This window comes from Maribellus sp. CM-23 (assembly GCF_021354595.1).
Classification (GTDB): Bacteria; Bacteroidota; Bacteroidia; order Bacteroidales; family Prolixibacteraceae; genus Draconibacterium.
In genome coordinates, this window is the sequence record NZ_JADWYJ010000001.1 from 349,549 (window position 1) to 373,457 (window position 23,909).

At 42.6% G+C, this 23,909-nt stretch carries 14 protein-coding genes; 4 read left to right on the plus strand and 10 right to left on the minus strand.

What is annotated here, in order from left to right; translation table 11 throughout:
* Nucleotides 1-55: 55 nt before the first annotated feature.
* The 9 genes from INQ51_RS01290 to INQ51_RS01330 all read right to left on the minus strand — a co-directional run bounded on the left by INQ51_RS01290 (nucleotide 56) and on the right by INQ51_RS01330 (nucleotide 17,975).
* On the minus strand, nucleotides 56-2,374 hold the full coding sequence (locus INQ51_RS01290; RefSeq protein WP_233376092.1) for an FtsX-like permease family protein: 2,319 nt from the start codon (nucleotides 2,372-2,374) through the stop codon (nucleotides 56-58).
* A gap of 95 nt (nucleotides 2,375-2,469) precedes the next feature.
* Nucleotides 2,470-4,812: an ABC transporter permease gene (locus tag INQ51_RS01295; RefSeq protein ID WP_233376093.1), complete on the minus strand. Its 2,343-nt coding sequence runs from the start codon at nucleotides 4,810-4,812 to the stop codon at nucleotides 2,470-2,472.
* Nucleotides 4,813-4,837: 25 nt separating this feature from the next.
* The gene (locus INQ51_RS01300; protein WP_233376094.1) at nucleotides 4,838-7,198 is read right to left on the minus strand and encodes an ABC transporter permease; all 2,361 of its coding nucleotides are present in this window, start codon (nucleotides 7,196-7,198) and stop codon (nucleotides 4,838-4,840) included.
* 17 nt (nucleotides 7,199-7,215) lie between these two features.
* The gene (locus INQ51_RS01305; RefSeq protein WP_233376095.1) at nucleotides 7,216-9,594 is read right to left on the minus strand and encodes an ABC transporter permease; all 2,379 of its coding nucleotides are present in this window, start codon (nucleotides 9,592-9,594) and stop codon (nucleotides 7,216-7,218) included.
* Between the two features lie 28 nt (nucleotides 9,595-9,622).
* The gene (locus INQ51_RS01310) at nucleotides 9,623-11,956 is read right to left on the minus strand and encodes an ABC transporter permease (protein ID WP_233376096.1); all 2,334 of its coding nucleotides are present in this window, start codon (nucleotides 11,954-11,956) and stop codon (nucleotides 9,623-9,625) included.
* Between the two features lie 94 nt (nucleotides 11,957-12,050).
* Nucleotides 12,051-14,450, minus strand: a complete 2,400-nt coding sequence (locus INQ51_RS01315) for an ABC transporter permease (RefSeq protein ID WP_233376097.1) — start codon at nucleotides 14,448-14,450, stop codon at nucleotides 12,051-12,053.
* A 166-nt stretch (nucleotides 14,451-14,616) separates the two neighbouring features.
* On the minus strand, nucleotides 14,617-15,312 hold the full coding sequence (locus INQ51_RS01320; protein WP_233376098.1) for an ABC transporter ATP-binding protein: 696 nt from the start codon (nucleotides 15,310-15,312) through the stop codon (nucleotides 14,617-14,619).
* 23 nt (nucleotides 15,313-15,335) lie between these two features.
* Nucleotides 15,336-16,592 carry an efflux RND transporter periplasmic adaptor subunit gene (locus tag INQ51_RS01325; RefSeq protein WP_233376099.1) on the minus strand — a complete coding sequence of 419 codons (1,257 nt, stop codon included), beginning with the start codon at nucleotides 16,590-16,592 and terminating at the stop codon, nucleotides 15,336-15,338.
* A 42-nt stretch (nucleotides 16,593-16,634) separates the two neighbouring features.
* Nucleotides 16,635-17,975, minus strand: a complete 1,341-nt coding sequence (locus INQ51_RS01330) for a TolC family protein (protein ID WP_233376100.1) — start codon at nucleotides 17,973-17,975, stop codon at nucleotides 16,635-16,637.
* A 297-nt stretch (nucleotides 17,976-18,272) separates the two neighbouring features.
* Between INQ51_RS01330 and tnpA the strand changes: the two genes are divergently transcribed.
* From tnpA to INQ51_RS01350, 4 genes are all read left to right on the plus strand, one after another.
* Entirely contained in the window at nucleotides 18,273-18,722 is a 450-nt protein-coding gene (tnpA, locus tag INQ51_RS01335; RefSeq protein ID WP_233376101.1) for an IS200/IS605 family transposase, read from the plus strand.
* 153 nt (nucleotides 18,723-18,875) lie between these two features.
* On the plus strand, nucleotides 18,876-20,240 hold the full coding sequence (locus INQ51_RS01340; RefSeq protein ID WP_233376102.1) for a sigma-54-dependent transcriptional regulator: 1,365 nt from the start codon (nucleotides 18,876-18,878) through the stop codon (nucleotides 20,238-20,240).
* Nucleotides 20,241-20,243: 3 nt separating this feature from the next.
* Nucleotides 20,244-21,584 carry a sensor histidine kinase gene (locus INQ51_RS01345; RefSeq protein ID WP_233376103.1) on the plus strand — a complete coding sequence of 447 codons (1,341 nt, stop codon included), beginning with the start codon at nucleotides 20,244-20,246 and terminating at the stop codon, nucleotides 21,582-21,584.
* 221 nt (nucleotides 21,585-21,805) lie between these two features.
* Nucleotides 21,806-23,098, plus strand: coding sequence for an aminotransferase class I/II-fold pyridoxal phosphate-dependent enzyme (locus INQ51_RS01350; RefSeq protein WP_233376104.1), 1,293 nt, complete (start codon nucleotides 21,806-21,808; stop codon nucleotides 23,096-23,098).
* Between the two features lie 74 nt (nucleotides 23,099-23,172).
* On the opposite strand, the gene INQ51_RS01355 is transcribed toward INQ51_RS01350, so the two are convergent.
* Nucleotides 23,173-23,808, minus strand: a complete 636-nt coding sequence (locus INQ51_RS01355) for a cysteine hydrolase family protein (RefSeq protein ID WP_233376105.1) — start codon at nucleotides 23,806-23,808, stop codon at nucleotides 23,173-23,175.
* Nucleotides 23,809-23,909: the final 101 nt, after the last annotated feature.

A 23,909-nucleotide genomic window follows, 5' to 3' on the forward strand; every position in this document is an offset into this window, starting at 1 on the left:
CATTATTTTTGTGTAAGGTTCTCCCCCTTGGGGGAGTCAGAGGGGTATAAACAAGTTATTCATACCGCAACGCCTCCACCGGGTTCCGTGTAGCCGCCCGCCAGCTTTGCCAGCTAACTGTTAGCAAGGCAATACCGAGCGCCATCAAACCTGCCAGTGCAAAAATCCACCAACTCAATGTGGTTTTGTAGGCAAAGTTCTCGAGCCATTTATGCATAGCATAATATGCAATCGGGCAGGCAACCACAAACGCAATGGCTACCCATTTCACAAAGTCTTTGTTGAGCATGGCCAGAATTTCGGATACTTTGGCACCGTTAACCTTGCGTACTCCTATTTCTTTGATCTTTTGCTGAATGTAGTATAACGACATGGCAAAAATACCCATCGACGAAATAATGATCGAAAGTACGGAGAACGCGCCTATCAGTTTTGAACGCCTTACTTCAGCAGTATACCACTGATCTACTTCCGAATCAATAAACCCCGATTCCATGGGCTTCCCCCCGGTGAATTCAGCCTGTGTTTCCTTTATGCGGCGCACGGTTTCAACAAGGTTGGGGCTATTCAGTTTCACAACAATACTCCAGGGGCTCGAATTGTCATCAAGCTGCCGGATAATGGCCGGCCCTACCTTTGTATGTAACGAACGAAAATTGAAATCTTCAATTATACCGAGGACCGGCAAATCAGCATCATAAAACTTAACGGTTGCCGGATTATCCCCTAAGTTCATTGTATTTACAGTAGTTCGGTTGATCCATACACCGTTTTTCGAATAGGCATTTTGAGTACTCTCTATTTCGAAACCAAAAATCTTCAGGTATAAACTGTCGCCATAAAATTCCTGAAAACTAAAAGGTTTATCTTCAAAAGTAAACGATTGGTTATTCCCGCCATCAATGGGCATCCCCCGGCAATAGGAAACTTCGTCAACTCCGGGAATCGACTTTAACCCGGCCCTGAAAGCCGCTTTCTGCCCGGCTTCGATGGTGTTGTCCATCCAAAACAGGTTGTCCGTCGCGAACTTCATATTGTAGTTTTGCATAAAATCCGCCTGCTTGGTAATAACCAAAGTACTCACCAGCAACACAATGGCAACTATGTATTGAAAGGCAATTAATATTTTTGAATAACGGGTGCGACTTTTAAACGTAAAACTTCCTTTTACGACTTCTACCGGGTTAAAGCGGTTCACAACCAAAGCTGGTACAATACCCGAGACAAAACCTGTAGATACAATTATCAGCAGTGAAACCAGCAAAAAGTTATTATTGAACTGCTGGATTAAATTCAGATTGGTATCCATTTGCCGGTTAAAAAACGGCTCTACCAGTAACGCCAGCAAACAGGCTACAATGGCAGAAAAAAAGCTTAGAAAAACCGACTCAGATATTTGTTGAAAAACCAGGGCACCTTTCGAGCTGCCAATGAGTTTTTTAATCGCAATTTCTTTGCTCCGGGTACCCGATTGCGCAACCGTAAGGTTAATGTAATTGATAATGGCAATCACCAAAATAAGCAAGGCAACACCTCCAAACAGAAAAACGGTTGATTTACTGTTCTGCCGTATCGTTCCGCCACCGCCGGAGTTGCTAAAATAAACTTCTGTTAATGGTTCAAATTTTAACTCCTTTGCAAAGCCTTCCTGATACATCCAATAGTCTTTTTTAAACTGTTCGAGTACAAACGGGGCTTTCGAGGGAAGATCGGTGCCTGCTTTTGCCAAAAAATAAATACTGAATGAGCTGTTGTTATTGCTTGTCAATAATTCCGGGTAGTTCCAAAATTCGGCCAGTTTATCAAAAGACACGATAACGTCGAACTTTTCGAACGTGGTTTTTTGCGACACATCCTCGATAATACCCGAAATTATAAATGGTTTATTCTGAAGTGTAAACGATTGCCCAACCGGGTTTTGTGATCCAAAAACCTTTTTGGCAAACGATTCCGAAAGCACGGCTTTATCCTTGGTTTCAAGCACTGTTTTGGGATCTCCTTCCAGCAAACGAAACGAAAACATGGTGAAAAACGACGAATCTGCCAACAGGTAATTTATCCTCAATTGCTTGCCTTCGGGAAAAACAACGCTGCCATTCATAATTGAAATTCGGGTATAGGCTTCCACTTCCGGGTTTTGATTTTTTACAAACTCCCCCGTCGGAGCGCTAAACTGCGCACTCTTTTCGCGGTACAGCCTGTATATCCGGTCTTTGTTTTCATGAAACTGATCAACCGATAACTCCTGCTTAATATACACACTAAGCAACAATACAAAGGTTAGCGATATGGCAAACCCCAGTATGGTTACAAATCCATACAGTTTATTTTTACTTAAAAATTTCAAAAATGCCTTTATCGAATGGTTTCTCATTGTCTTAGTTTTTATGGTTTATCTTTTTAACAAATTCAAAAGCTGCTAACAGCCTTTTCTGTTTTTAAGCCCCTTCAGGGCTTTGAGGTGAAAGATTATTCATACCGCAACGCTTCCACCGGATTCCGGGTTGCCGCCCGCCAGCTTTGCCAGCTAACCGTTAACATGGCAATACCAAGCGCCAGCAAACCGGCCAATGCAAAAATCCACCAGCTTAAAGTGGTCTTGTAGGCAAAGCTTTCCAACCATTTGCTCATGGCGTACCAGGCAACTGGTGTTGCAAGTACAAATGCAACTGCTACCCATTTTATAAAGTCGCTGTTTAACATGGTAAGTATCTCTGATACTTTCGCTCCATTCACCTTTCGTATACCTATTTCCTTTATCCTCCGGTTGATAGCAAATAAAACCAGGCCGACTAATCCAATACATGAAATAAGAATATTAACAATGGAAAATATGGCGGATAATCTTGAAAATTGTACCTCCTTCCGGTAATAAGTGGCAATCCGGTCATCGGCAAAAGAATAGCGGAACGGACTATCGGGCTTCAAAGTTTTAAAAACACGTTCAACATACTGAATGGAACTTTGTAAATCGCTTGAATTAAGCCTGACATTTGCAATCCACAGCGCTTCAGACGGATCGCATAACAAAGCAACCGGCTGAATACTGTTTTGAATCGGTTCGAAATTAAAATCCTCCACTACCCCCACTATGGGATGATTATTTAACTTCTCTTCAAGCGGATTTTCCATCTCAAAAGCCCTCGCCAAAGCCTGGTTTATAATATAGGCCTTTGATGTTTCATCCGTTTTAAGATCATGGCTGAAATCCCGTCCTTCAACAATTTTATATTTCATTGTTTTTGCATAATCCGGATCTGTAGGAATTCTCCGGTACAAAACTTTTTTACCATTTAATTCGTCGGCTATTCCACGGCGCACATCTCCAAAAATCCCGGAAGAATAAGCAACATTCTGAATGCGGGAATCTGCCAGCAATTTTCCCTTTATTACCTCGGCTTCCGATGTCGTCATGTTGTAAGCCCTTAGGTCGATATAAACCAGCAGTTCTTTGTCAAACCCTAAATTTTTATGATTGATAAAATTTACCTGCTTTTTTATGGTTATTGCTGACACAATAAAAAGAATGGCAATAAAAAACTGAATGATTATCAGAGGTTTGTTCAGCAAACCAGAAGAACCTTTTCCAAAGCTTTTCATTTTAATAATGGAGGAAGCAGGTACCTTTTTGAAATAATGCACCGGCACCATCCCGGAAATCAATGCGATGCCAAATAATAGTCCAAAAGCAACCATTAAATTGGCTGGTGATAATAGTGAAGAAAAATGATATTCTTCTTCCAGAATAGTTTGAAACGGTTGGTTTATTATACCTACAATCAATGTGGCCAGCCCAATTGAAACAGCAAAAAACAACAGGGTTTCAACCACTGAAATGATAATCACCTGACGCGGCTTTGCCCCAAGTATCTTTCTTACACCAAAGCCAAGAAGGTTATTTAAGGTTACCGCCGAATTTAAATTTATATAGTTAATAATGCTTATCATTAGCAGACCAACGGCGATAGACATCAAAAGAACAACAATCGATTTTTCGCCTTTATGAATCCACCTGTCACGGTTATTATCCCCAAAGTAAATGTCGTTCATGGCTTGGAGTTTGAACGCCTGTTCATACGACTTCTCTGAACAAAAAGTGGTGATTTTATCCTTGATGGAAGAAACATCTACATTTGGGTTGAACATTGCATAGGTATGAAAAGAACTGTTGTCCCTGTTTGTCAAAGCATCAGATCTATCATTGGGATCACCATTCCAAAGATAAGCCTGTACATCAAATGGAAGTATCGCATCAACCGTAAAGGTGGAATTGGAAGGCAGATCCTCCATTACCCCGGTAACCGTAAAATCACAAAGATTATTGTACCTGATAACTTTACCAAGCGGGTCTTTATCTCCAAAAATTTTCGCTGAAATGCTTTTCGTTAAAACAATTGAAAAGGGATTTAGCAATGCTTCATTTTCCTCCCCTTCAATCAGCTTAAAATCGAACATTTGGAAGACGGAAGGATCAAAACACATATCATACGGAATATCGACAACTGCGTTTTCATATTTGTAAAAGCCGTTTCCATTATGCCGGACACGTGTTGCCTCTTCAATTTCAGGGAAAGCACTTTTCAGCTCAGCCGCTAACAAGGGATTGGTGAAAGCAGTGCCATCTCCGGCATCAACCACCCTGTATATCCGGTCTCTGTTATGATGAAAAGCATCGACCTGAAATTCATTGTACACATACAAAAGCAAAAGCGACGACAATGCAAATGCAATTGCCAAGCCCCCAACATTAATTATCGTATAGCTTTTATACTTCAGTGCTTTCCTGTAAATTGTCTTAAATGCATTCATCATGACTGGTCGTTTAGTTCATTTTCTTCTATTCGTACCGCAACGCTTCCACCGGATTACGTGTAGCAGCCCGCCAGCTTTGCCAGCTAACTGTCAGCAATGCAATACCCAAAGCCAATAACCCGGCGAGCGCAAATATCCACCAGCTGAGCGTTGTTTTGTAAGCAAAGTTTTCGAGCCACTGATGCATCGCATACCAGGCAACCGGGATAGCAATTAGAAATGCAATAGCCACCCACCTTACAAAATCTTCATTCAGCAAAGTCATTACTTCCACTGTTTTAGCTCCGTTCACCTTTCGGATACCAATCTCTTTTACACGTCGCTGGATGATAAACATCGACAATCCGATCAGTCCTAGAATGGCTATCAAAAGGGCAATTACCATAAAATAATTCAACAACTGCCCAATGTTTTCCTCTGCCGTATAAAGCCGGTTAAAACGGTCATCCAGAAATTCATACGCAAAGAGATTATCCTGTACATTGTATTGCTGCCAGATATTTTCAATAAAAGCCAGTGTTTCTGCACGTTCAAAAGGAGCAATCCGAATCGATACCGAGTTAAAACTTTCGGAATCATACATCAGAATAACCGGCGCCAGCGGCACATGCAGGGATTCATAGTTGAAATCCTTTGTCACCCCGATAATTCTTTGGATCACTCCGTTGTAATTAATTTGATTGCCAATGGCATCTTCGGGAGAGTCCCAGCCAATTTTTCCGGCAGCCGTTTCATTTATGAGATAGCCTTTATTGGATTCATTCGATTTTTCAAAATTTTTACCCGCAGCCAGTTGAATTTTGTAGGCAGACAAAAAATCCTCATCAACCCGGATATTGGCCAGCCTGAAATTCAGCGGATTGGAACCCCCATCTGAAATGATACTTGCAGAACTGGAATCCCAAAGGCCTTGCGACGGTGTTCGTTTGGAAGCTGAAACTGAAACAATATTTGGATTTTGTGCGAGCTGCTGTTTGAATACATTCAATTTTTCGTTGAGTTGTACAGAAGACTGTATCACTACAATGTTTTCCTTATCCAGCCCCAGGTTCTTATCGTGCAGATAGTTTATTTGTTTGTAAACAAACAAAAAGGAAATCAGCAGGCTGATGGACACAGCAAACTGAAAAGTTACCAGGCCACCTCGAAAAGCACTGTTGCCTGCACTCATTTTTTCTTTTCCGCTTGAAAGCACCGGCTTAAACGACGAAACAATAAGCACCGGGTAAAGAATAGACAGAATTCCGGTAATAACAGCCAGAACAACCAGGCCTAAAACCAAATAAGCGCTTTCACTCCAAACAAAATGAAAATCATTTCCGATAATTCCGCTTATACGTGGAGCGATAACAGCAACAATTCCCAGCGTTACTGCAACCGCAACAAAACAAAAGGATACCGACTCCGCCATTAACTGCAGAATGAGGTATTTTTTTGATGCGCCAACCACTTTTTTGATTTTGATTTCTCGCAACCGCTTGGTGTACATGGCAACATTTAAGTTCATATAATTAATGCTGCCAAGCACGAGAATCAAAAACGCTACCGACGCCAGAATATAAATATAAGAACGATTGCTGTACCAGTTAAAATGAATATCGGGAAGACTTTCCAGCCTTAGTTTTGTCCACGAGGTACCATTGTCAAACTGTTTGTTTATAAAATCATCGAGCCTGGCATCAATATTTTCAGGCAGGTGCGGAATATATGCAAAGGTTTCGTAGTTGTTACTACCCCAGTCTTTCAACTCATCGGGGCCAACAAGCGATTCGTAGGTACTGAATGAAATATAAACTTCGGGGTTAAAATGGCTGTTTGGGCCCCAGTTCTGAAACACTCCCTGCACAACAAAACTGTATTTATTCCCCGATTCATCTTTTACATCCAGTGTCTTACCAACCGCATCTGTGGTTTCAAAAAAACGTTGTGCTGCTTTTTCTGAAACGATCAGTGTAAGCGGATTTCGTAGCAAATTCTCATTTTCAGGAAGACCCTTAAAATCAAAAATATGAAGAATACCAGGTTCTGCAAAACACGACTTGTTCTCAACAATTTTCTTATCTCCAACCTGAAATACCATTCCGGCATTCATCACCCTGGCTATTTGCTGAATTTCGGGTAATTCATCCTTTAGCAAGGGAGCAACCGGAGGAGCGACATTATCCAAATGGAGATTTACATTGCCATCAGGATCATAAAAATAGCGGTGTACCCGGTAAATGTCATTACTGTTTTTGTGAAACGTATCGTAGCTGAGTTGGTAATTTATCCAGACTGAAATGATAAATACACTCAGAAAACCCAAAATCAACCCAAAAATGTTGATGGATGAATAAAACGGGTTTCGTTTAATATTTCTGAAAATTGAATTGAAAAATCGTTTCATAACAAATCTCTTTTAAATTATTCGTAACGCAGAGCCTCCACCGGGTTACTAAAAGCCACTTTCAACACATGATAACTAATTGTAATGAAAGCGATAACAGCCACCAGTACAATTGCCACCAGGAATTCGCTGACAGACAATGGTTCTTTATAGGCTCCGGGCATGGTTTTATAAATATATATGGCAGCCGGACATCCTACCAGGATTGCAAAACCAAGCATTCCGATTACTTCGATGGAAAGCTGCCAATAAACGGAAGCAACTGAACTACCCAGCACTTTTCGAACCCCAATTTCCTTGGTTCGGCGTTTTACGTTAAACAGGATTAATCCGAACAAACCAATGGTGGAAACCAGTAAGGTAACCACAGCAAAGAACAAAAACATGCGTTTTATCGACTGCCAAAAGGGAATTGCCTGATCCAGGTAAAAAGCAAAACTAAAATCCTTGAACTCAAAGGGATCGTTAGGGAAAATATTCCCCAACTCAGTAGTTATCAAAGCTCTTGCTTTTGGCTCGTCGCCATTGAACCGGACACTTAACAAAGTTGAACCTGAAATAACATTACTATTCAAAAACATAATGTAATTTGGAATAGAATTGTGGACCGAAAAAGGATGGAAATCCTCAACAACGCCGATAACAGCAAAAGACCTTCCATCAAAAGTAATGTGTTTGCCAATTGGATCCCTCCATCCAAAAGCTTTCAATGCGGTTTCGTTAATAATACAGGCCTTGTTGTCGGTTAAATATTCTTTTGAAAAGTTACGGCCGTAAGCCATTTGGATGTTATAGGTCGGGATAAAATCATAATTTACATAATTGCGGCTTATCATTTCCCTTTCATCAGGTGCGGCCCCCTCCCAACTCACATATCCACCAATATTACCAATAAAAGGAATGGTACTGGAGAATGATATATCGTCAATTTCAGGATGTTGCAACATACTCGTTTTTACGGTCTCAAACGACATATTATCGCGGGGATTGATCTCGGTATATAATAGGTTGTTATTATCAAATCCCAAATCCTTGTTCAGAATAAAATTCACATGGTTGAGAAGAATAAAACTGACGATGAGCATAAACAGAGAAATGGAGAATTGGGCAGCTACCAGAATCTTTTTAATACTAATCGAGTTCCCACCGTTACTGAATATTTTGCCCTTGAGCACTTTCACCGGGCTGTAGGACGAAATAACCATCGAAGGATATAAACCTGACAAAACGCCCACGAGTAAACTTACCAGGAAAATGATAAGTAGTAACTGAGGATTATCCCATAAAGAATAATCAATATTTTTATTCAGCAAGTAGTTTAACAATGGAAAGGAAAACTGAGCCACAAACAAGGCCGTAACGGTCGCAAATAAGCTGTGCATAATAGTTTCGGCCAAAAACTGGACGGCAATCATTTTTTTTGAAGATCCGATTACCTTTTTAATACCAATTTCGGTTGAGCGCTGTGTAGAATTTGCCAGCGAAAGATTTACGTAGTTCACACTTGCCAAAATCAAAACCAGAATGGCTGCGAGTGAAAGAATTCCCATACCAATCATCATATCAGGTTGGCTATTGGGCGAAACGTGTAGTTTTGACAGCGGATGCAGATATGGCGAGCTTTTTTCAAAGTTCCGGACATGTTTAAAGGCGTCTTTGATTTTTGCATCAACAAGTTGGGGGTCAGCACCCTTTTTCAGCAAAACATAGTTATCAAATTCAATGTCGGTCCAACTTTCTCCAAACGCGTGTTCGCCGCTTAGTATCGGATAGGTTGGCATGGAAACCATATAACTTGGCTGAAGGTGCGAGTTTTTTGGAAAATCAACATAAACAGCAGAAACGGTAAGCGGAAATCGTTTCCCAACAATAACCTGTTTGCCAAGAGCATTTCCTTCCGGAAATAGCTTATTCGCCACAGTTTCTGAAAGAGCAATGGTATACGGCGAAGTTAAGGCACTTGTCTTGTCTCCTTCTTTCAGTTTAATCGAAAACAATTCGAAAACAGTATTTTCGCTCCAGTACCCGTTAAGCTCGTATAACTGACCACCATTCGAAAGTGTAAAGAATTGCCCCGATCCTTTTGCTCCTCCTGATACTTCACGCATCAGCAGCACCTTTTCAACTTCAGGTACATCGGCCATTAAATGAAAACGATAAGCAGGAGGACTGTATGTGCAGAAATTCGTCGGATATGAATCTTCCTGTTTGGTCTGCACACGGTATATCTGATCGTAATTGGTGTTGAATTTGTCGTAGCTGAATTCGTAGCTAATCATCACACTAAACAAAATAAATACCGCAAATCCGATAATAAGATTCGAAAGGTTAATCGCCGTAAAAACCATATTATGACGGATATTCCGAAGGATATTAAGGAAAAAATGTTTGATCATTCTATTGGTTTTTATTGGTCCTCATTAATTATTCATATCGCAACGCCTCCACCGGATTCCGGGTTGCCGCACGCCAGCTTTGCCAACTCACGGTTAACAGCGCAATTCCCAAAGCCAACACACCGGCCAACGCAAACATCCACCAGCTTAGAGTTGTTTTGTAAGCAAAGTTTTCGAGCCATCTATTCATAGCTAAATAAGCAACAGGCGTGGCCAGTACAAAAGCAATGGCCACCCACTTTACAAAATCTTTGTTGAGCATCGTAAGTATTTCGGATACTCTGGCACCGTTTACTTTACGTACTCCGATTTCCTTGGTGCGGTTCAGGCTAATCAGAAAAATCTGCCCGAGAATGCCCATACAGGTGAGTACAATGGCAATAAGCGAGAAAAACGTAATGGACTTTGCCAGCTTATCTTCTTTTGCATACATCGCCTGAAACTGACTGTCGTAAAAAGTAAATTCCATGGGATCGTCGGGCAGCATGTTTTTCCACACATTCCGCACTTCGTCCATTTGCTTCCCAACATTGCCGGGAGTTAAACGCAGCGAAAGTGTATTAAACCCGCGCTCCGGTTCATAAATAAGCGCTACCGGCGTCATCCCCGAATGCAGCGATTCAACATGGAAATTATTTACCTCTCCCACCACATTGTAGCCGCCGTCGCGGCCATTATTGTATTTTTTATCCTGAATGGTTTCCCAGCCAAATCGTTTTCTCGCAGCCTCGTTCATCATACAGGCCTGGTTTTTATCACCTGCCAAAAAATTCCGTCCATTTAACAGCTGAACGCCAAAGGTTTCAAGGAAATCATCCGAAACATACACGCAGTTCACCATAAACTCGTCTCCTTCCACACCGCTTCCCATCGACATGTTAATATGCCCGGGATATCCATTGCTCAATGTACTGCCTGCAACAAACGGAAGCTTTGTTACTTCGTTTTTCAATGCTTCGGGCCGCTCAAACAGGAAAGGCAGTTCGATCCTTACAAGATGCTCGTCCGTAAAACCCAGGTCGTAATGTTTTACATACTGCAGTTGTTTGAAAATAAGCATCACAACCGCAATCAGCGCAATGGAAACGGTAAGCTGAAATGTAAGCATGGCTTGTTTGGCCAGTTGTTTTCCGGTGCGTTTCCGGCCTCCCAACAGAAAGTCGGTAATGTTGAACCGCGACAAAACATAGAGGGGAGCCAGGCTGTTTAGCAAAATAATCCCGGCGATTGTAGCCGCAAATACAGGCAACAGCTGGTGAAAATTAACATCAGCCAGGTAAATATTCCGGCCAAAAAGCAGCGGAGAGAAAGGCAAAAGAACGGAAGCCAGCATCACTGAGATTGCGAGTGCAATAAAAATTCCAAACGAAACTTCGATCAGTGAATCCATCAGAAGATGCATTTTCCCTGCCCCGTTGGTTTTGTTGATTCCGATTTCCTTTAGCTTCGCATATTGCATGGAAACGGTGTAATTGAGGTAATTAATACTGGAAAGCAGAATGATAAGTATGGCAATCGAGAGAAAAACGATCAGCATTTTTGTGTTGCCTTTCGTGTGCGCATCGGTCCATCCAAGCTCTAAGTCAGAAAGATAAATATCGGCCAGGTTTTGCAGGGCCAGGCTGTCGGTTGATGCATTGAATTGCGGGATGGTCTGGTTTAGTTTTTCAGCAAATAGATCGGAGTTGACTCCGTTTTTTAGCAAAACAAAATGCTCTGCAGGATAAATACACTCCCCGTTGTTGCATTCCTGGGCCATCTGAAATTCTTTGTTGTCGCTGTTTAAAAGCAGTTCGGCCCTGAAACTTGAATTGCGGGGCAAGTCTTTCATAACAGCCGTTACAGTGGCCGTAAAAAATTCTTCTTTTACTGTCCGTCCCAGTGGATTCTTATCGCCAAAAAGCTTTTTTGCCACCGATTCACTTATCACTGCCGAGTTGATTTGCGAAAAAGGTTCTTCTTCCAGGCTGGACAAAACTTCTATCGAAAAAACATCGAAAAAGCGGTTGTTTGTGGAAACCACGTATTCAATCCGGCTATAATTTTTTGTTTCGGGATCTTTTAAGGTAATAGGATAATAAGAAAGTCCCATCGGGCAAGTAGCTTCAATATCCGGGTAGTTTTCAGAAAGTGCCGCATTTAGTTTATAATCGAGCCCTGAACGGCCTTTTTTTGCATCGAACACCCGGAATACATTCTGGTAATTGGTAAAATGCGTATTCACATTGTGTTCGGCATTGTAAAACAGCCCAATAAGAATACAGGCCGTAAACCCAATGGCAAATCCACCAATAATCAACGATGAATACAAGGTATTTTTTAAGAAGTTCCTGATGGCCAGTTTTATTTTAAATCGAATCATAATTTTCTACTTGTTTTGATACCTGCTAATGTCTAAGCTTATTATTCATACTTCAACGCTTCCCCCCACAAGCAGTCGGGATCTTCGCTCTCCTCTATTCATATCGGAGAGCTTCGACCGGGTTGCGGTTGGCAGTGCGTGTATAATTAATAGCAGCAATTAAAGCTACCAACAGCAATACAAACAGGCTGCACATCACAAAAATGCCCCAGTGCAGATCGATTTTGGCAGCAAAGTTCTGCATCCATTTGTCCGATGTCCACCAGGCTCCCACCAGGCCTAAAAGCACTGCCGGAAATGCAATAAATTCCAGGTCGGAAATAAAACTCCGCAAAATATCGGCAAGATTTGCACCTGCTATTCTTCGGATAGCGAGTTCCTTGCGCCTGCGTGCCGCTTCGTTGGAAGTATAGCCCAGCAAGCCAATAATTGTAATCAGCAGGATGATTGCATTTCCGGCCATCATCGCATTCCGAAAGCCTTGCTCGGCCTGGTAACTGTGGCGTTGTTCCTGTTCAAGGCTTTTTACCACGGCATCCTGAAACGGAAGAAAGCGGTTAAAAATGCCGGTAATCTTTTTCAGCATTCCTGCCTCCGCCGTTTCGCTGGCTTTTACCAGGATGTAAAAGGAGAAAGACGGACGCCCGGCTCTTATCTGTTCAAATTTTTCTGCGGGATAGTAGAAGAATACGGAAGGTCGCGAATCAGGATCGGTAATTGTTTGAACAATAAAATCGGGGAATACCCCACGGATGGTTGTTTCTCCGTGCTCACTGATCTTTACCTGTTCGCCTATCACATTCTGCCAGCCGTTAAAAGCCTTCAGTTTCCCAGCCCCTTTTTCACTGATAAGCACGTCGTTGGCAACTGCATTCTGTGGAGAGAAGTTTTCTCCGTGCGTTACCGGAATATTTAAAATCGAAAGATAATTTTCATCCACAAAATAGAAGTCGGCCACATTAAAAAGCTCTTTTTCGCCATCGGGCGAATTGATATTATTCCCTGCTGCTCCTTCAATCGGCACTCCACAGCCAAGCCCCACTTTTTCAATTCCGGGAACTGAACGCAATTCATTTAATACTGTTGAAATTTTGCCGGCATCCATACCACTGGTTGAGCCATAATAAACTCCGCGGGTGTTGTAGCCATGATCGGCCGTTATTACACTGTTGTATTGCATGCTCACAATCACCAGCATGGTCAGGATAAAAGAAGCGCCTATAAACTGAAACGAAAGCAACACCAGCTTCCATTTGTTTCTTTTTTGCTGATAACTGCGAAAAGCCGTAGCCACCGGGATGCGGGAGAAAAAGCGCCCCGGCAAATAGCTGGTTAAAACCACCAGCAATACAATCAGTAAAAGCAAAGGCCAGATAACAATGGGATTTACCACCGAAATAAGTTTATGCCCCAGTTGCGCCTCGGCCAAAGGTTTGATCAGCAGGATAATTAGTACCGCCCCCAGCACCGAGAGTAGGAACAGCACAAAAGTCTCGGAGAAAATAAGCTGCTGCAGGTTCCGGGATTCGGCCCCGCAGGTTTTATGAATGGCCGAGCTTTTGGCACGTTTTATCAACGCACTCAGCGTTAAAAGGGTGTAGTTCATCAGCGATACAAAAAGTACCGCAAAAGCGATGGTGGCAAGGATAAGAATCATATCGCGCATTCCACCAGAATGTAATTTTTTAATGGGTTTGAAAGAATACGTCAATACCACCCCGCCCTGTTGCTGTTCCAACTCTTCTATATCCTGGTACTTTACCTGCATTTTACGAACCGCTGTGGCCAGACTCTCAGGCTTTATTCCCGGAGCCAGTTTTACAGCAGCATAATACCGATCGTTTCCCAGCCAGTTGGTAGAACCATCCCACGAGAAAAACCGTCCGGTGGAAACCATTGAAATAAGCACATCGTATTGGTAATTTGTATTTTCCGGCAATTCTTCAAAAATGCCCGCAATGGTAAGCTTTCTTCCCGGGTATTCTTTTAGTTCAATGATTTTCCCGACTACGTCTCCCCCCATTTCTGAGGCAATTTTATTGGATACCATGCAAGTCATCGGACGTTGAAGTATCTCTTGCGGATTTCCGCTTATTACCGGCCGGGGAAGAACATCGAACAAAAACTCATCGGCCAGCGAAAAACTTGCCTGGTAGCTTTTTTTATCCTCAGTATAAAAAACGGATGAGCCAATACTGTTAAGGCGTGTAGCCGCTTCAATGCCCGGAACTTCGGCTTTCATTCCGGGAGCCACTGCCCCGCTCACCCGAAAGTAACTCTCCATTTTATCCGAAGATTTATCGCTTATAAAGTTCTCGTGTACGATGTAAATACGGTTGGCATCGGGGTAAAAACTATCGAAGCTGTAATAATACAACACCTCCGACAACAGCAAAATACCAAACGCCAGGCCGGCAGTTAAGGAAATAATACGGGTAGTAGTGTGTTCCCCTTTCCGAAACAGTCGGCGAATTGCGAGTTTAAAAAAGTTCATTCTATGCGGTTACAATTAATTTTTCTGCGAATAGACAGCATCAATAAGTTCCCGATTTAATACCTACTAGCTATTACTACATGTACTAGCCCGGGAACTCTCTTCATTCATTGTTTTGTTTTCAGCTTTGAGGCAGTGGAATAAAATATCCACAATATCTGGCTTACTAAAGTATCTCAGCCATTCTTTCGTTTACGTTTTCGGTGAGCACTTCGCCATCGAACAGGTTAATTACGCGATGAGCAAAACCGGCATCGTGCATCGAGTGGGTAACCATGATAATGGTAGTTCCTTCACGGTTCAGTTCTGTTAAAAGATTCATGACTTCGAGGCCGTTTTTAGAGTCGAGGTTACCGGTTGGCTCATCGGCCAGTATCAGCTTTGGATTGGCCACCACCGCACGCCCAATGGCAACACGTTGTTGCTGACCACCCGAAAGTTGCTGCGGAAAGTGTTTGGCACGGTGCCCGATTTTCATACGTTCCAAAACCGCGTTTACCATTTCCTTTCGCTCACTGGCTTTTTTCTTTAAATAAATCAACGGCAGTTCTACGTTTTCGTAAACCGTCAGTTCATCAATCAGGTTAAAACTCTGGAACACAAAACCGATGTTTCCTTTGCGCATTTGTGTACGCTGACGCTCTTTGTACGAGCCTACTTCGGTGCCATCAAAAAAATAATTGCCACCGCTCGGATTGTCCAATAAGCCAATGATGTTCAGCAGGGTGGATTTCCCGCAACCCGACGGTCCCATAATGGCTACAAATTCGCCCGATTTAACCTGTATGTCAACTTCGTTTAAAGCGAATGTTTCTACTTCCTCTGTCCGGAAGATCTTTGTGAGTTTTTCTGTTCGTATCATTTTATTGTTTTAGTATAATTTTTCTATTTCAAAATCAACTTGTCGTTATCTCCAAACAAGTCGTAACCTGAAGTTATTACTTTTTCACCGGATTCGAGGCCTTCCAGCACTTCGTAGTATTTTGGGTTTTTGCGCCCGATACGGATGGAGCGCTTGGTGGCAAAACTTCCCGACGGATCCACCACGTATATCCACTGGCCTCCGGTACTGTTAAAGAATCCGCCCAGGCTCACCAATGTCGATTGCTCGGGCTGCCCCAATTGCAGGTTGATGTAGTAAGTCTGCCCGGTTCTGATGTTATCAGGACGCTCACCCGAAAAGACGAGATCAATTCTAAATTGTGAATTCCGCACTTCGGGATATACCTTTTTTACCACCATGTTGAAAATCTTTCCCTGGCGTTCGATCGTTGCCGAAAGGCTTCTTTTTACCCGGTCGATGTAATGTTCATCAATCATTGCTTCCACTTTGTAGTCAGTCAGTACGTTAATCTGCCCAATGCGCTGGCCTTTCCCGATGCTTTGCCCGATTTCGGCATCCAGCATTCCCAACTGCCCGTCAACCGGGGCTTTTACATTCAGGTTATCAAGCCGTTCGTAAACAAGGTCGAGCGTCTTCTGCATTTTTTGAAGGTCCTCCTCCAACTGGATCATTTCGCTGGCACGAATCATCGAATCGTTCTCCGCTTTTTGCCGGTTAATTTCCTCCAGTTGAATGGCATATTCGTAATCTTCCTTTGCCTGCAGGTAGCTTTCTTTCGAAACCAGTTCGTCGTTGTAAAGCGCCTTTTGTTGCTCAAAGTTCCTTTTCTTTTTAATGATTTCGTATTCTGAATTCAATAAATTTCTTTTCGACTCAATCTGCTGGGTTTCAAAATTAATGCGCGTTTGCCGCAACATGTTTTGTTTTTGCGCCAGGTTCGATTCGCTGTTCATAATGTTTTCGTACAACGACCGGTTTTCCAGCACCAGTATTACATCACCTTTGTTTAGCATGGTTCCTTCTTCAATCAAGCGTTCTTTCACCTGCCCCCCCTCTTCAGCATCGAGGTAAATGGTTGAAATGGGTTGAACAGCCCCATTGGTGCGGATGTAATCATCGAAATTCCCCTGCGCCACCTCTTCAATCGTTATTTTTTCCGGGTCAACCCGCAACGAAGAAACACCCGAACTCATTATTAATTTTACGATCAGAAACAGAAACACAAGTGTTCCAACGGCATAAATAATGTGTTTGGGCCTGATGCCTTTTTTCTTCTCTATTTTTCGATCCATTGCCATAACAGAAATATTTTCAGGATAATTTTTATTCTATTTAATTGTTTACTGACGAAAACCAAACACGGGCTTTCCAAGGTACACATCAATTGTTTTTTGCTTGATGGTGTATTGAAGTTTTGTTCTTAGTAAATCGCTTTTGGCCTGGGCCAGAATATTTTTTGAATCATACAGTTCAATAATACTAATAAGCCCCTGGTCCAGTTTTTTCTCTGCCGCATCGTAGGCAACCTGTGCAAAATCAACCTGTTTTACCAGCTGATTATATTCAGCTATGAACGACTCCAATTCCTGCGAATTTTGGGTGATCTCGTTTAGCAGTTCCTGCGATGTTTTTTCCAATTCGGTTTGGGCTTGCAAATAACTCAAACGTGCAAGCTTTACATCCGACCGCAATCCAAAGCGCTGAAAAACCGGAATATTAAGGGATAAACCAACAGATTGGCCTGCATTGTTTTTAAACTGGTCGCGCAAGGTAGCCGTATTGTCGCTGCCCTTTGTTTTGAAGTAATACGACGAATATCCGCCTGAAGCTGTGAGGCTTGGCCACAGGATTCCTTTTGCAATGGATAGGTTTTTCTGCGCAGCCTTCGTCCTGAGTTCCTGCGCTTTAATGGTGGGGTAAAAATCCAAAGCCCCGGTGAAGATATCGGATGCAGGTCTGGCTTCCGCTCCCGCTATGCCAATTTCGGGTGTTAGCAAATCGATGCTGAAATCAGTGCCCGGATCAAAATTCATGGCCTGTTTGAGGTCGAGCATAGCCGTTTTATAATAATTCTGAGTTTGGATCAGGATCAACTCTTCCTTGGCCAGCCGCGATTCCATTTCCAGCAGGTCCGACTTGGCTTTTAGCCCGAGGTCAACCTGTTTCTGGGTACGTTTCAGGTTCATCTCCGACAATTGTTTTTGTTCTTTTACAATTTCTGCCAAACCATAATAGTAAACCGCATTGTAATAGCCCTGCATTACGGTAAAGGCCAGGTTGTACTTTTGCATTTTCTCGTCTTCCAAACCGGCCAGGTAGTTCATTTTACGGTACGAAATGGTGTTTTGCCGCGTAAAACCCCTGAAAACGTCGATCCCGGCCGACAAACCAAAACTACTGTAGAACTGGCTCATATTTATGTATTCGTATTTATCAAGGTCAAGCGATTTACCGTAGGAATTCGATCCGCTTGCCCCCATTGAAATACTTGGCAGAAGGTTTCGTTTCGATTGGTTCAGGCTTTCCTTGTTTATTTCATTCTGAATACCGCTTTTCTTTACATCCAGGTTGTTGGCAATGGCATACTGAATACATTCTTCAAGTTTCCATTCCTGCTGTGCCGCGGCACCAAATCCAAAGGATAAGAGTAGTACTGAAATTATTATTTTATTGATATTCATATCCGGTTATTATACTATCGTCCTCAATTAGTGCCAAAAAAATGCCACGAATCATATTTAACTACAAGCCAACGCATTACCCATATAAATATTAAATCTCAAATGACTGATTGTAAAATAATTTTACAAAATATGTCAAATAATTAGACACGCGGTTTGAAATATTTTTGGCACAAGTTAACTTTGAAGGAGTTGTTGGTTTGAAATCAGAAAACGGGATGCTGAATTACCAGATTCCGAAGAATAAAATAACCGAGTTGAGCCGCATCTTTCTAAATTATACCTGTAAACAAAAAAATGAGTTGGATAAGAATATGGGTACATTTGGTTTTCACCACAAAAGATAGGTTTCCTTTTTTGAACACGCGGGAAATCAGGAAAAAGGTATTTTACCACCTATCAGAGAATGCAAAAGAAAAAGAAATATGGTTGGATAAAGTAGGCGGCCATAAAGAACATGTTCATTGTTTAATCTCAATTGGGAAAGAGCAGACAATTAGCAAAATAGCTCAATTAATCAAAGGAGAATCTTCTTTTTGGATCAACAAAAATGAGCTGATCCCTTATAAATTCTCGTGGCAAGACGATTTCTGGGCAGTTAGTGTAAGTGAAAGTCATATTGAAAGAGTAAGAAAATATATTGACAAACAGGAAGAGCATCACGGGAAAAAATCTTTTGATGAAGAAGTGGAAATGTTCATGGAAAAATACGGTTGGAACTACCTCTCCGAAGAAAGAGGCCAATGAGGCTAAAGCCCTGATTTTGTGTTTCACGATAACCGTTCACTGAAGTGAACGAAAATATTAAAACAAGAAAACAGGTTGATGAATTACCGTTGGTTTCAACCAACGGAATACAAAGAACAAAAAGACTGGCTTCAGCCACATAAATAACAAAAAATGACCAAAGGGAAACTACTGATTGTGGACGATAACAAAAGTATCTTAAGCGCACTTGAGATACTTCTGCAAGATGATTTTGATGAAATTAAAACCATCGCCAATCCCAACCTCTTGCCTTCATTGATCGAAAGTGGCAACTACGACCTGGTTTTGCTCGACATGAATTTCTCGGCAGGTGTTAACACCGGAAACGAAGGGCTGTACTGGCTTTCGCGTATACAGGAGTTACGCCCCGATATGGAAGTAGTACTGTTTACTGCCTATGGCGATGTGGAACTGGCGGTTAAAGCGCTCAAAAAAGGCGCTTCCGATTTTATCCTGAAACCCTGGGACAATGAAAAGCTACGTACCACTTTGCTGAATGTATACAAGCTTCAGCAATCCAAAAAGGAAATCAAGCAATTAAAACGCAAGGAAAGTGCGCTGAAGAGTGAAATCAACAAAGACCGGTATTTTATTATTGCCCAATCGCCACAAATGCGCGAATTGCTGGCACTGGTTCGGAAAGTGGCACAAACCGATGCCAACGTACTGATTACCGGGGACAACGGAACCGGCAAGGAACTGATTGCCCGCGAACTACACCGGCACTCGAAACGGGCCGGCGAAATTATGGTGGATGTGGATATGGGTGCCATCGCCGAAACACTCTTCGAAAGCGAGCTTTTTGGACATAAAAAAGGGGCATTTACCGATGCCCGGGAAGACCGGACCGGAAAAATTGAAAACGCCAGCGGAGGAACTCTTTTTCTGGACGAGATCGGAAACCTGCCGGTTCACCTTCAACCCAAATTACTGGCTGCTTTGCAAAACCGCGAAGTTACGCCCATTGGCAGCAACAAAACAGTTCCCGTTGATATCCGGCTGATTTGCGCCACCAACCGTAACCTGGATGAAATGGTAGCCGACGGTGCTTTCCGCGAAGACCTGCTTTACCGTATCAACACCATTCACATTGAAATTCCTCCGCTGCGCGAACGCAGGGAAGACATTGTTGCCATTGCTGCTTATTTCCTGAAAATCTATTGCAACAAATACCGGAAACCCGAAATGCACATCTCCGAAGCGGGGCTTCAGAAACTGGCCAACTACCAGTGGCCGGGCAATGTACGCGAACTTCAGCATACCATCGAAAAAACCGTTATTCTATCGGATAAGAAAGAGCTTACGCCCGATGATTTCTTTTTTAAGCCCGTAATGCCGGGGATGGGCGATATTTTTGATGGAACCATTGAGGAAATGGAGCAAAAAATGATTGTGAAAATGTTGCAGAAAACCGGCTCCAACCTGTCGGCAGCAGCAGAACAGCTCGGGATTACCCGGCAAACACTGTACAACAAAATGAAAAAATACAACCTTTAAGAAATGGTCAGTCAGCACATAAACCGACAAATCATCATCCGCGTTTTTTTGCTGGTGGGAAATGCCTTGCTTTTTAGCTGGATGATCTTTCACGCAAAAGTGTACGTTCTCGCCGTTTTTCTACTGCTGGTACTGGTTATTCAAATTGCAGAACTGATCAATTTTCTGAACCGTACCAACCGAAAAATCGCCTATTTTTTTGATGCCATCCGAAACGAAGACTCCACCCTGAACTTTCCGGCACAAACAGGCAGCAGGTCTTTAAACGAACTAAATTCGGGGCTGAATAAAGTAAACGAGCTGATAAAAACCATTAAGTTCGAGCTACGCGAACAGGAACAGTATTTCCAAACCATCCTGGAACATGTATCTACCGGAATAATTACCTACAATGAAAAAGGAACCATTTTTCTGGCAAACAAAGCAGCCAAAAACCTGCTCGGACACGAACATCTTACCCACATCAACCAGATCATCCGAATTGATAAAAAACTCTTTACTACCTTAAAAGAATTACAGCCCGGCGACAACCGCCTGGTTAGTTTCAATAACAAAAACGGGTTGATCCAACTCTCGTTAAAATCCACTCAGTTTAAAACCGCCAGCGATCATCTTCAGTTGGTGACTTTCCACGATATAAAAAACGAGATGGACACCAAGGAACTGGAAAGCTGGATAAAGCTCATCCGGGTAATGACACACGAAATCATGAATACGGTGGCCCCGATTACCTCGCTTTCTCAAACCATTCTGGGCTATTTCAGAAACCTTGACGGAGCCACACCTTCCGAAAAAATAATCGCGAATACAATGAAGGGGCTTGAAGTCATTAATGAACGGGGAAGCGGATTGATCAGCTTTGTGGATACTTACCGTAAACTAACACGTATTCCGCCACCCGAGAAGAAGACCATCAAAGTCGGCCAACTCCTGGAGAGCATTATCACCCTTATCCGTTACGAACCGCTAAACAAGGAAGTACAAATCGACTGGAGCCAGCACCCTGCCGAACTTGAAATATCAGCTGACAAAAAGCAAATTTCGCAGGTATTGATCAACTTGCTTAAAAATTCGCTGGAGTCGCTGAAAGACAGTCATGACGGGAAGATCAACATAAAAGCAGGCTACAACGAAGAAGGACGTGTACAGATATCGGTAACGGATAACGGGCCGGGAATCCCCGATGAACTTATGGATAAGATTTTTGTGCCCTTTTTTACCACCAAAGAATCGGGTTCCGGAATTGGGTTGAGTCTTTCGCGACAAATTATGTTGCTGCATGGCGGCAGGTTAAAAGCCGATTCGAAACCCGGAATACAAACCGAATTTGTGCTGGAGTTCTGATTGAATGCCTCATATGCAGAGTATTGTGATGGAGATAAAAAATGAAACATGTATAACTGAACCGGATCGACGGCGACATATTTCAAGCTCATTATTCAATATGTTAGCAATTTATCAAAAATACGTTCAACTTGCTGACACTTCTCAAGGAGATATAACTCTATTTTCTATCTTGCAGAAAAATATTTCAGGTATAAACAGACTTAACGAAAATGGCTATTATGAATCCACAGGCTGCAGAGCTTAACAACATTATTCAGGAAAAAAGTGCGATTGTTTTTGACATGCTTTCCGAAAGGGGGAAAAATATTTTCTTTCCGAAAAAGGGAATTTTAGGACAAACAGCCGAAGCAAAAGGCACAAAAATTAATGCGACCATTGGTGCTGCCATTGAAGACGACGGCACGCCCATGCGTTTGGAAGCCATTGCCTCCAAAATCAATATGGACCCGGGACTCGTATTTCCCTATGCTCCGAGTTTTGGCCGCCCCGATATTCGCGCCAAGTGGAAAAGCATGATCTACGAAAAGAATCCTTCGCTGAACGGTGTTGAACTGAGTTTGCCGGTTGTAACCAATGCCTTGACACATGGAATCAGTATGGCCGGTTATATGTTCTGCGATCCCGAAGACGAGGTAATTGTACCTGATCTGTTTTGGGGAAATTACAACCTCACACTTACCAGCATGTACGGCTGTGCCCTTACCAAATATAACCTGTTTAAAAACGAAGGATTGGATCTGGAGGCTTTTGAAGCTAAACTGAATGAAGGCGGTATTGGAAAGAAAGTTGTGATTCTGAATTTCCCGAACAACCCTTCAGGTTATACACCAACTGTTGAAGAACAAGATGCCATTATTGCCATCATAAAAAAAGCGGCAAACAAAGGAAATAAGATCGTTGCCATTACCGACGACGCTTATTTTGGCTTGGTTTACGAAGAAGGCATTGCGCAGGAAAGTATTTTTACGCCGCTTGCCCAGTTACACGAAAATGTACTGGCCGTAAAAGTGGACGGAGCTACCAAGGAAGACTATGTTTGGGGCTTCCGGGTTGGTTTTATGACCTATGGCATTAAGGGCGGTGACGCCGCATTGTATGGTGCGCTTGAATCGAAGACGGCCGGTGCTATCCGTGGCAATATTTCGAATGCAGCCAATATTTCACAGTCGTTGTTGCTGGCAGCGTTTGAAAGCGAAGAATATACCACGCAAAAAGAAGCGAAGTACGACATTATGAAACGCCGCTACGACGCAGTAAAAGAAGCTTTAAAAGAAGAAAAATACAAAGAATATTTTGAAGCGATTCCTTACAATTCGGGCTACTTCATGTGCGTACAATTGAGCGACGGCCTGGTTGGAGAAGAAATCCGCCAGTTGCTGATTCAGAAATACAGCATTGGCTTGATTAGCCTTGGCAACGTGCTGAGAGTTGCATTCGCCGCGGTGGCCGCATCGGATGTAAAAGCAATATTTGAAGGAATTTACGAGGCTTGCAAAGAGTCGAAGAAATAGATCATTGGTGCGCAGATGACGCAGACTCTACAGATAATCACTGAAAATATTAGTGACGATCCGTTAAGTCAGCGTTATCTGCGTTCTTTTTTGATTTGTTCTTTCAGCTCCTCAAATTTGATCATTTGCACTCCCAGCTTTTTCCAGTTTTCAAAAGGAAGCGGGATATTGGGTAATTCCTTAATCGCGTCTTCTACCACATAAACCTTTTCAACCTTTTTCACCAAGCCCAGAACGGCATCGTTTACACAAACATTGGTGGTTACCCCGTAAACAATCACTTCCTGCGGTGAAAGTAACTTCAGAATTTCAGAAGTATGCGGGTTGCCCATAAATACATCAAATGCATCCTTTCGGATCACAATTTCCCGAGCTGTATTTACTTCTTCCAACGAAGCATATTCCTTTTCCCAATCAAAAAACAGCGGGTTTTCGGGAGTGGTTTCGGCAACATATTCGGCGCCCGTGGTATGAGCCATGCAATGCTCAGGAAAGGTTTTGACAAAGTCGGGATTTACAGAAAGTTCGGCTGAGCCCTTGTAATGAAAATCAGCAGTACTTATCACCCGAATGTTTTCATCCTTTGCGAGCTCAGATATCTTTTCCCAAACCGGTTTCAACAACTCGGCACCGGGCACATAAAGCTTTCCTTCGGGCTCTACAAAATCCACCTGCGTATCTACGTTCCAGAAAAGTACATCTGTTCTCATTTCAATGCTGTTTTAAATACCTCCTAAAGGTATACCGAAATTCAGACCTCTGCAAAAAAGAAAACCCGGATCTTCCGACCCGGGTTTCTCTATAATCATTT

Bases quoted from the DNA above. Each gene is read 5' to 3' on its own strand.
- INQ51_RS01290 (WP_233376092.1), bottom strand. From the start codon at position 2,374: ATGAGAAACCATTCGATAAAGGCATTTTTGAAATTTTTAAGTAAAAAT.
- INQ51_RS01295 (WP_233376093.1), bottom strand. From the start codon at position 4,812: ATGATGAATGCATTTAAGACAATTTACAGGAAAGCACTGAAGTATAAA.
- INQ51_RS01300 (WP_233376094.1), bottom strand. From the start codon at position 7,198: ATGAAACGATTTTTCAATTCAATTTTCAGAAATATTAAACGAAACCCG.
- INQ51_RS01305 (WP_233376095.1), bottom strand. From the start codon at position 9,594: ATGATCAAACATTTTTTCCTTAATATCCTTCGGAATATCCGTCATAAT.
- INQ51_RS01310 (WP_233376096.1), bottom strand. From the start codon at position 11,956: ATGATTCGATTTAAAATAAAACTGGCCATCAGGAACTTCTTAAAAAAT.
- INQ51_RS01315 (WP_233376097.1), bottom strand. From the start codon at position 14,450: ATGAACTTTTTTAAACTCGCAATTCGCCGACTGTTTCGGAAAGGGGAA.
- INQ51_RS01320 (WP_233376098.1), bottom strand. From the start codon at position 15,312: ATGATACGAACAGAAAAACTCACAAAGATCTTCCGGACAGAGGAAGTA.
- INQ51_RS01325 (WP_233376099.1), bottom strand. From the start codon at position 16,592: ATGGCAATGGATCGAAAAATAGAGAAGAAAAAAGGCATCAGGCCCAAA.
- INQ51_RS01330 (WP_233376100.1), bottom strand. From the start codon at position 17,975: ATGAATATCAATAAAATAATAATTTCAGTACTACTCTTATCCTTTGGA.
- tnpA (WP_233376101.1), top strand. From the start codon at position 18,273: ATGAGTTGGATAAGAATATGGGTACATTTGGTTTTCACCACAAAAGAT.
- INQ51_RS01340 (WP_233376102.1), top strand. From the start codon at position 18,876: ATGACCAAAGGGAAACTACTGATTGTGGACGATAACAAAAGTATCTTA.
- INQ51_RS01345 (WP_233376103.1), top strand. From the start codon at position 20,244: ATGGTCAGTCAGCACATAAACCGACAAATCATCATCCGCGTTTTTTTG.
- INQ51_RS01350 (WP_233376104.1), top strand. From the start codon at position 21,806: ATGAATCCACAGGCTGCAGAGCTTAACAACATTATTCAGGAAAAAAGT.
- INQ51_RS01355 (WP_233376105.1), bottom strand. From the start codon at position 23,808: ATGAGAACAGATGTACTTTTCTGGAACGTAGATACGCAGGTGGATTTT.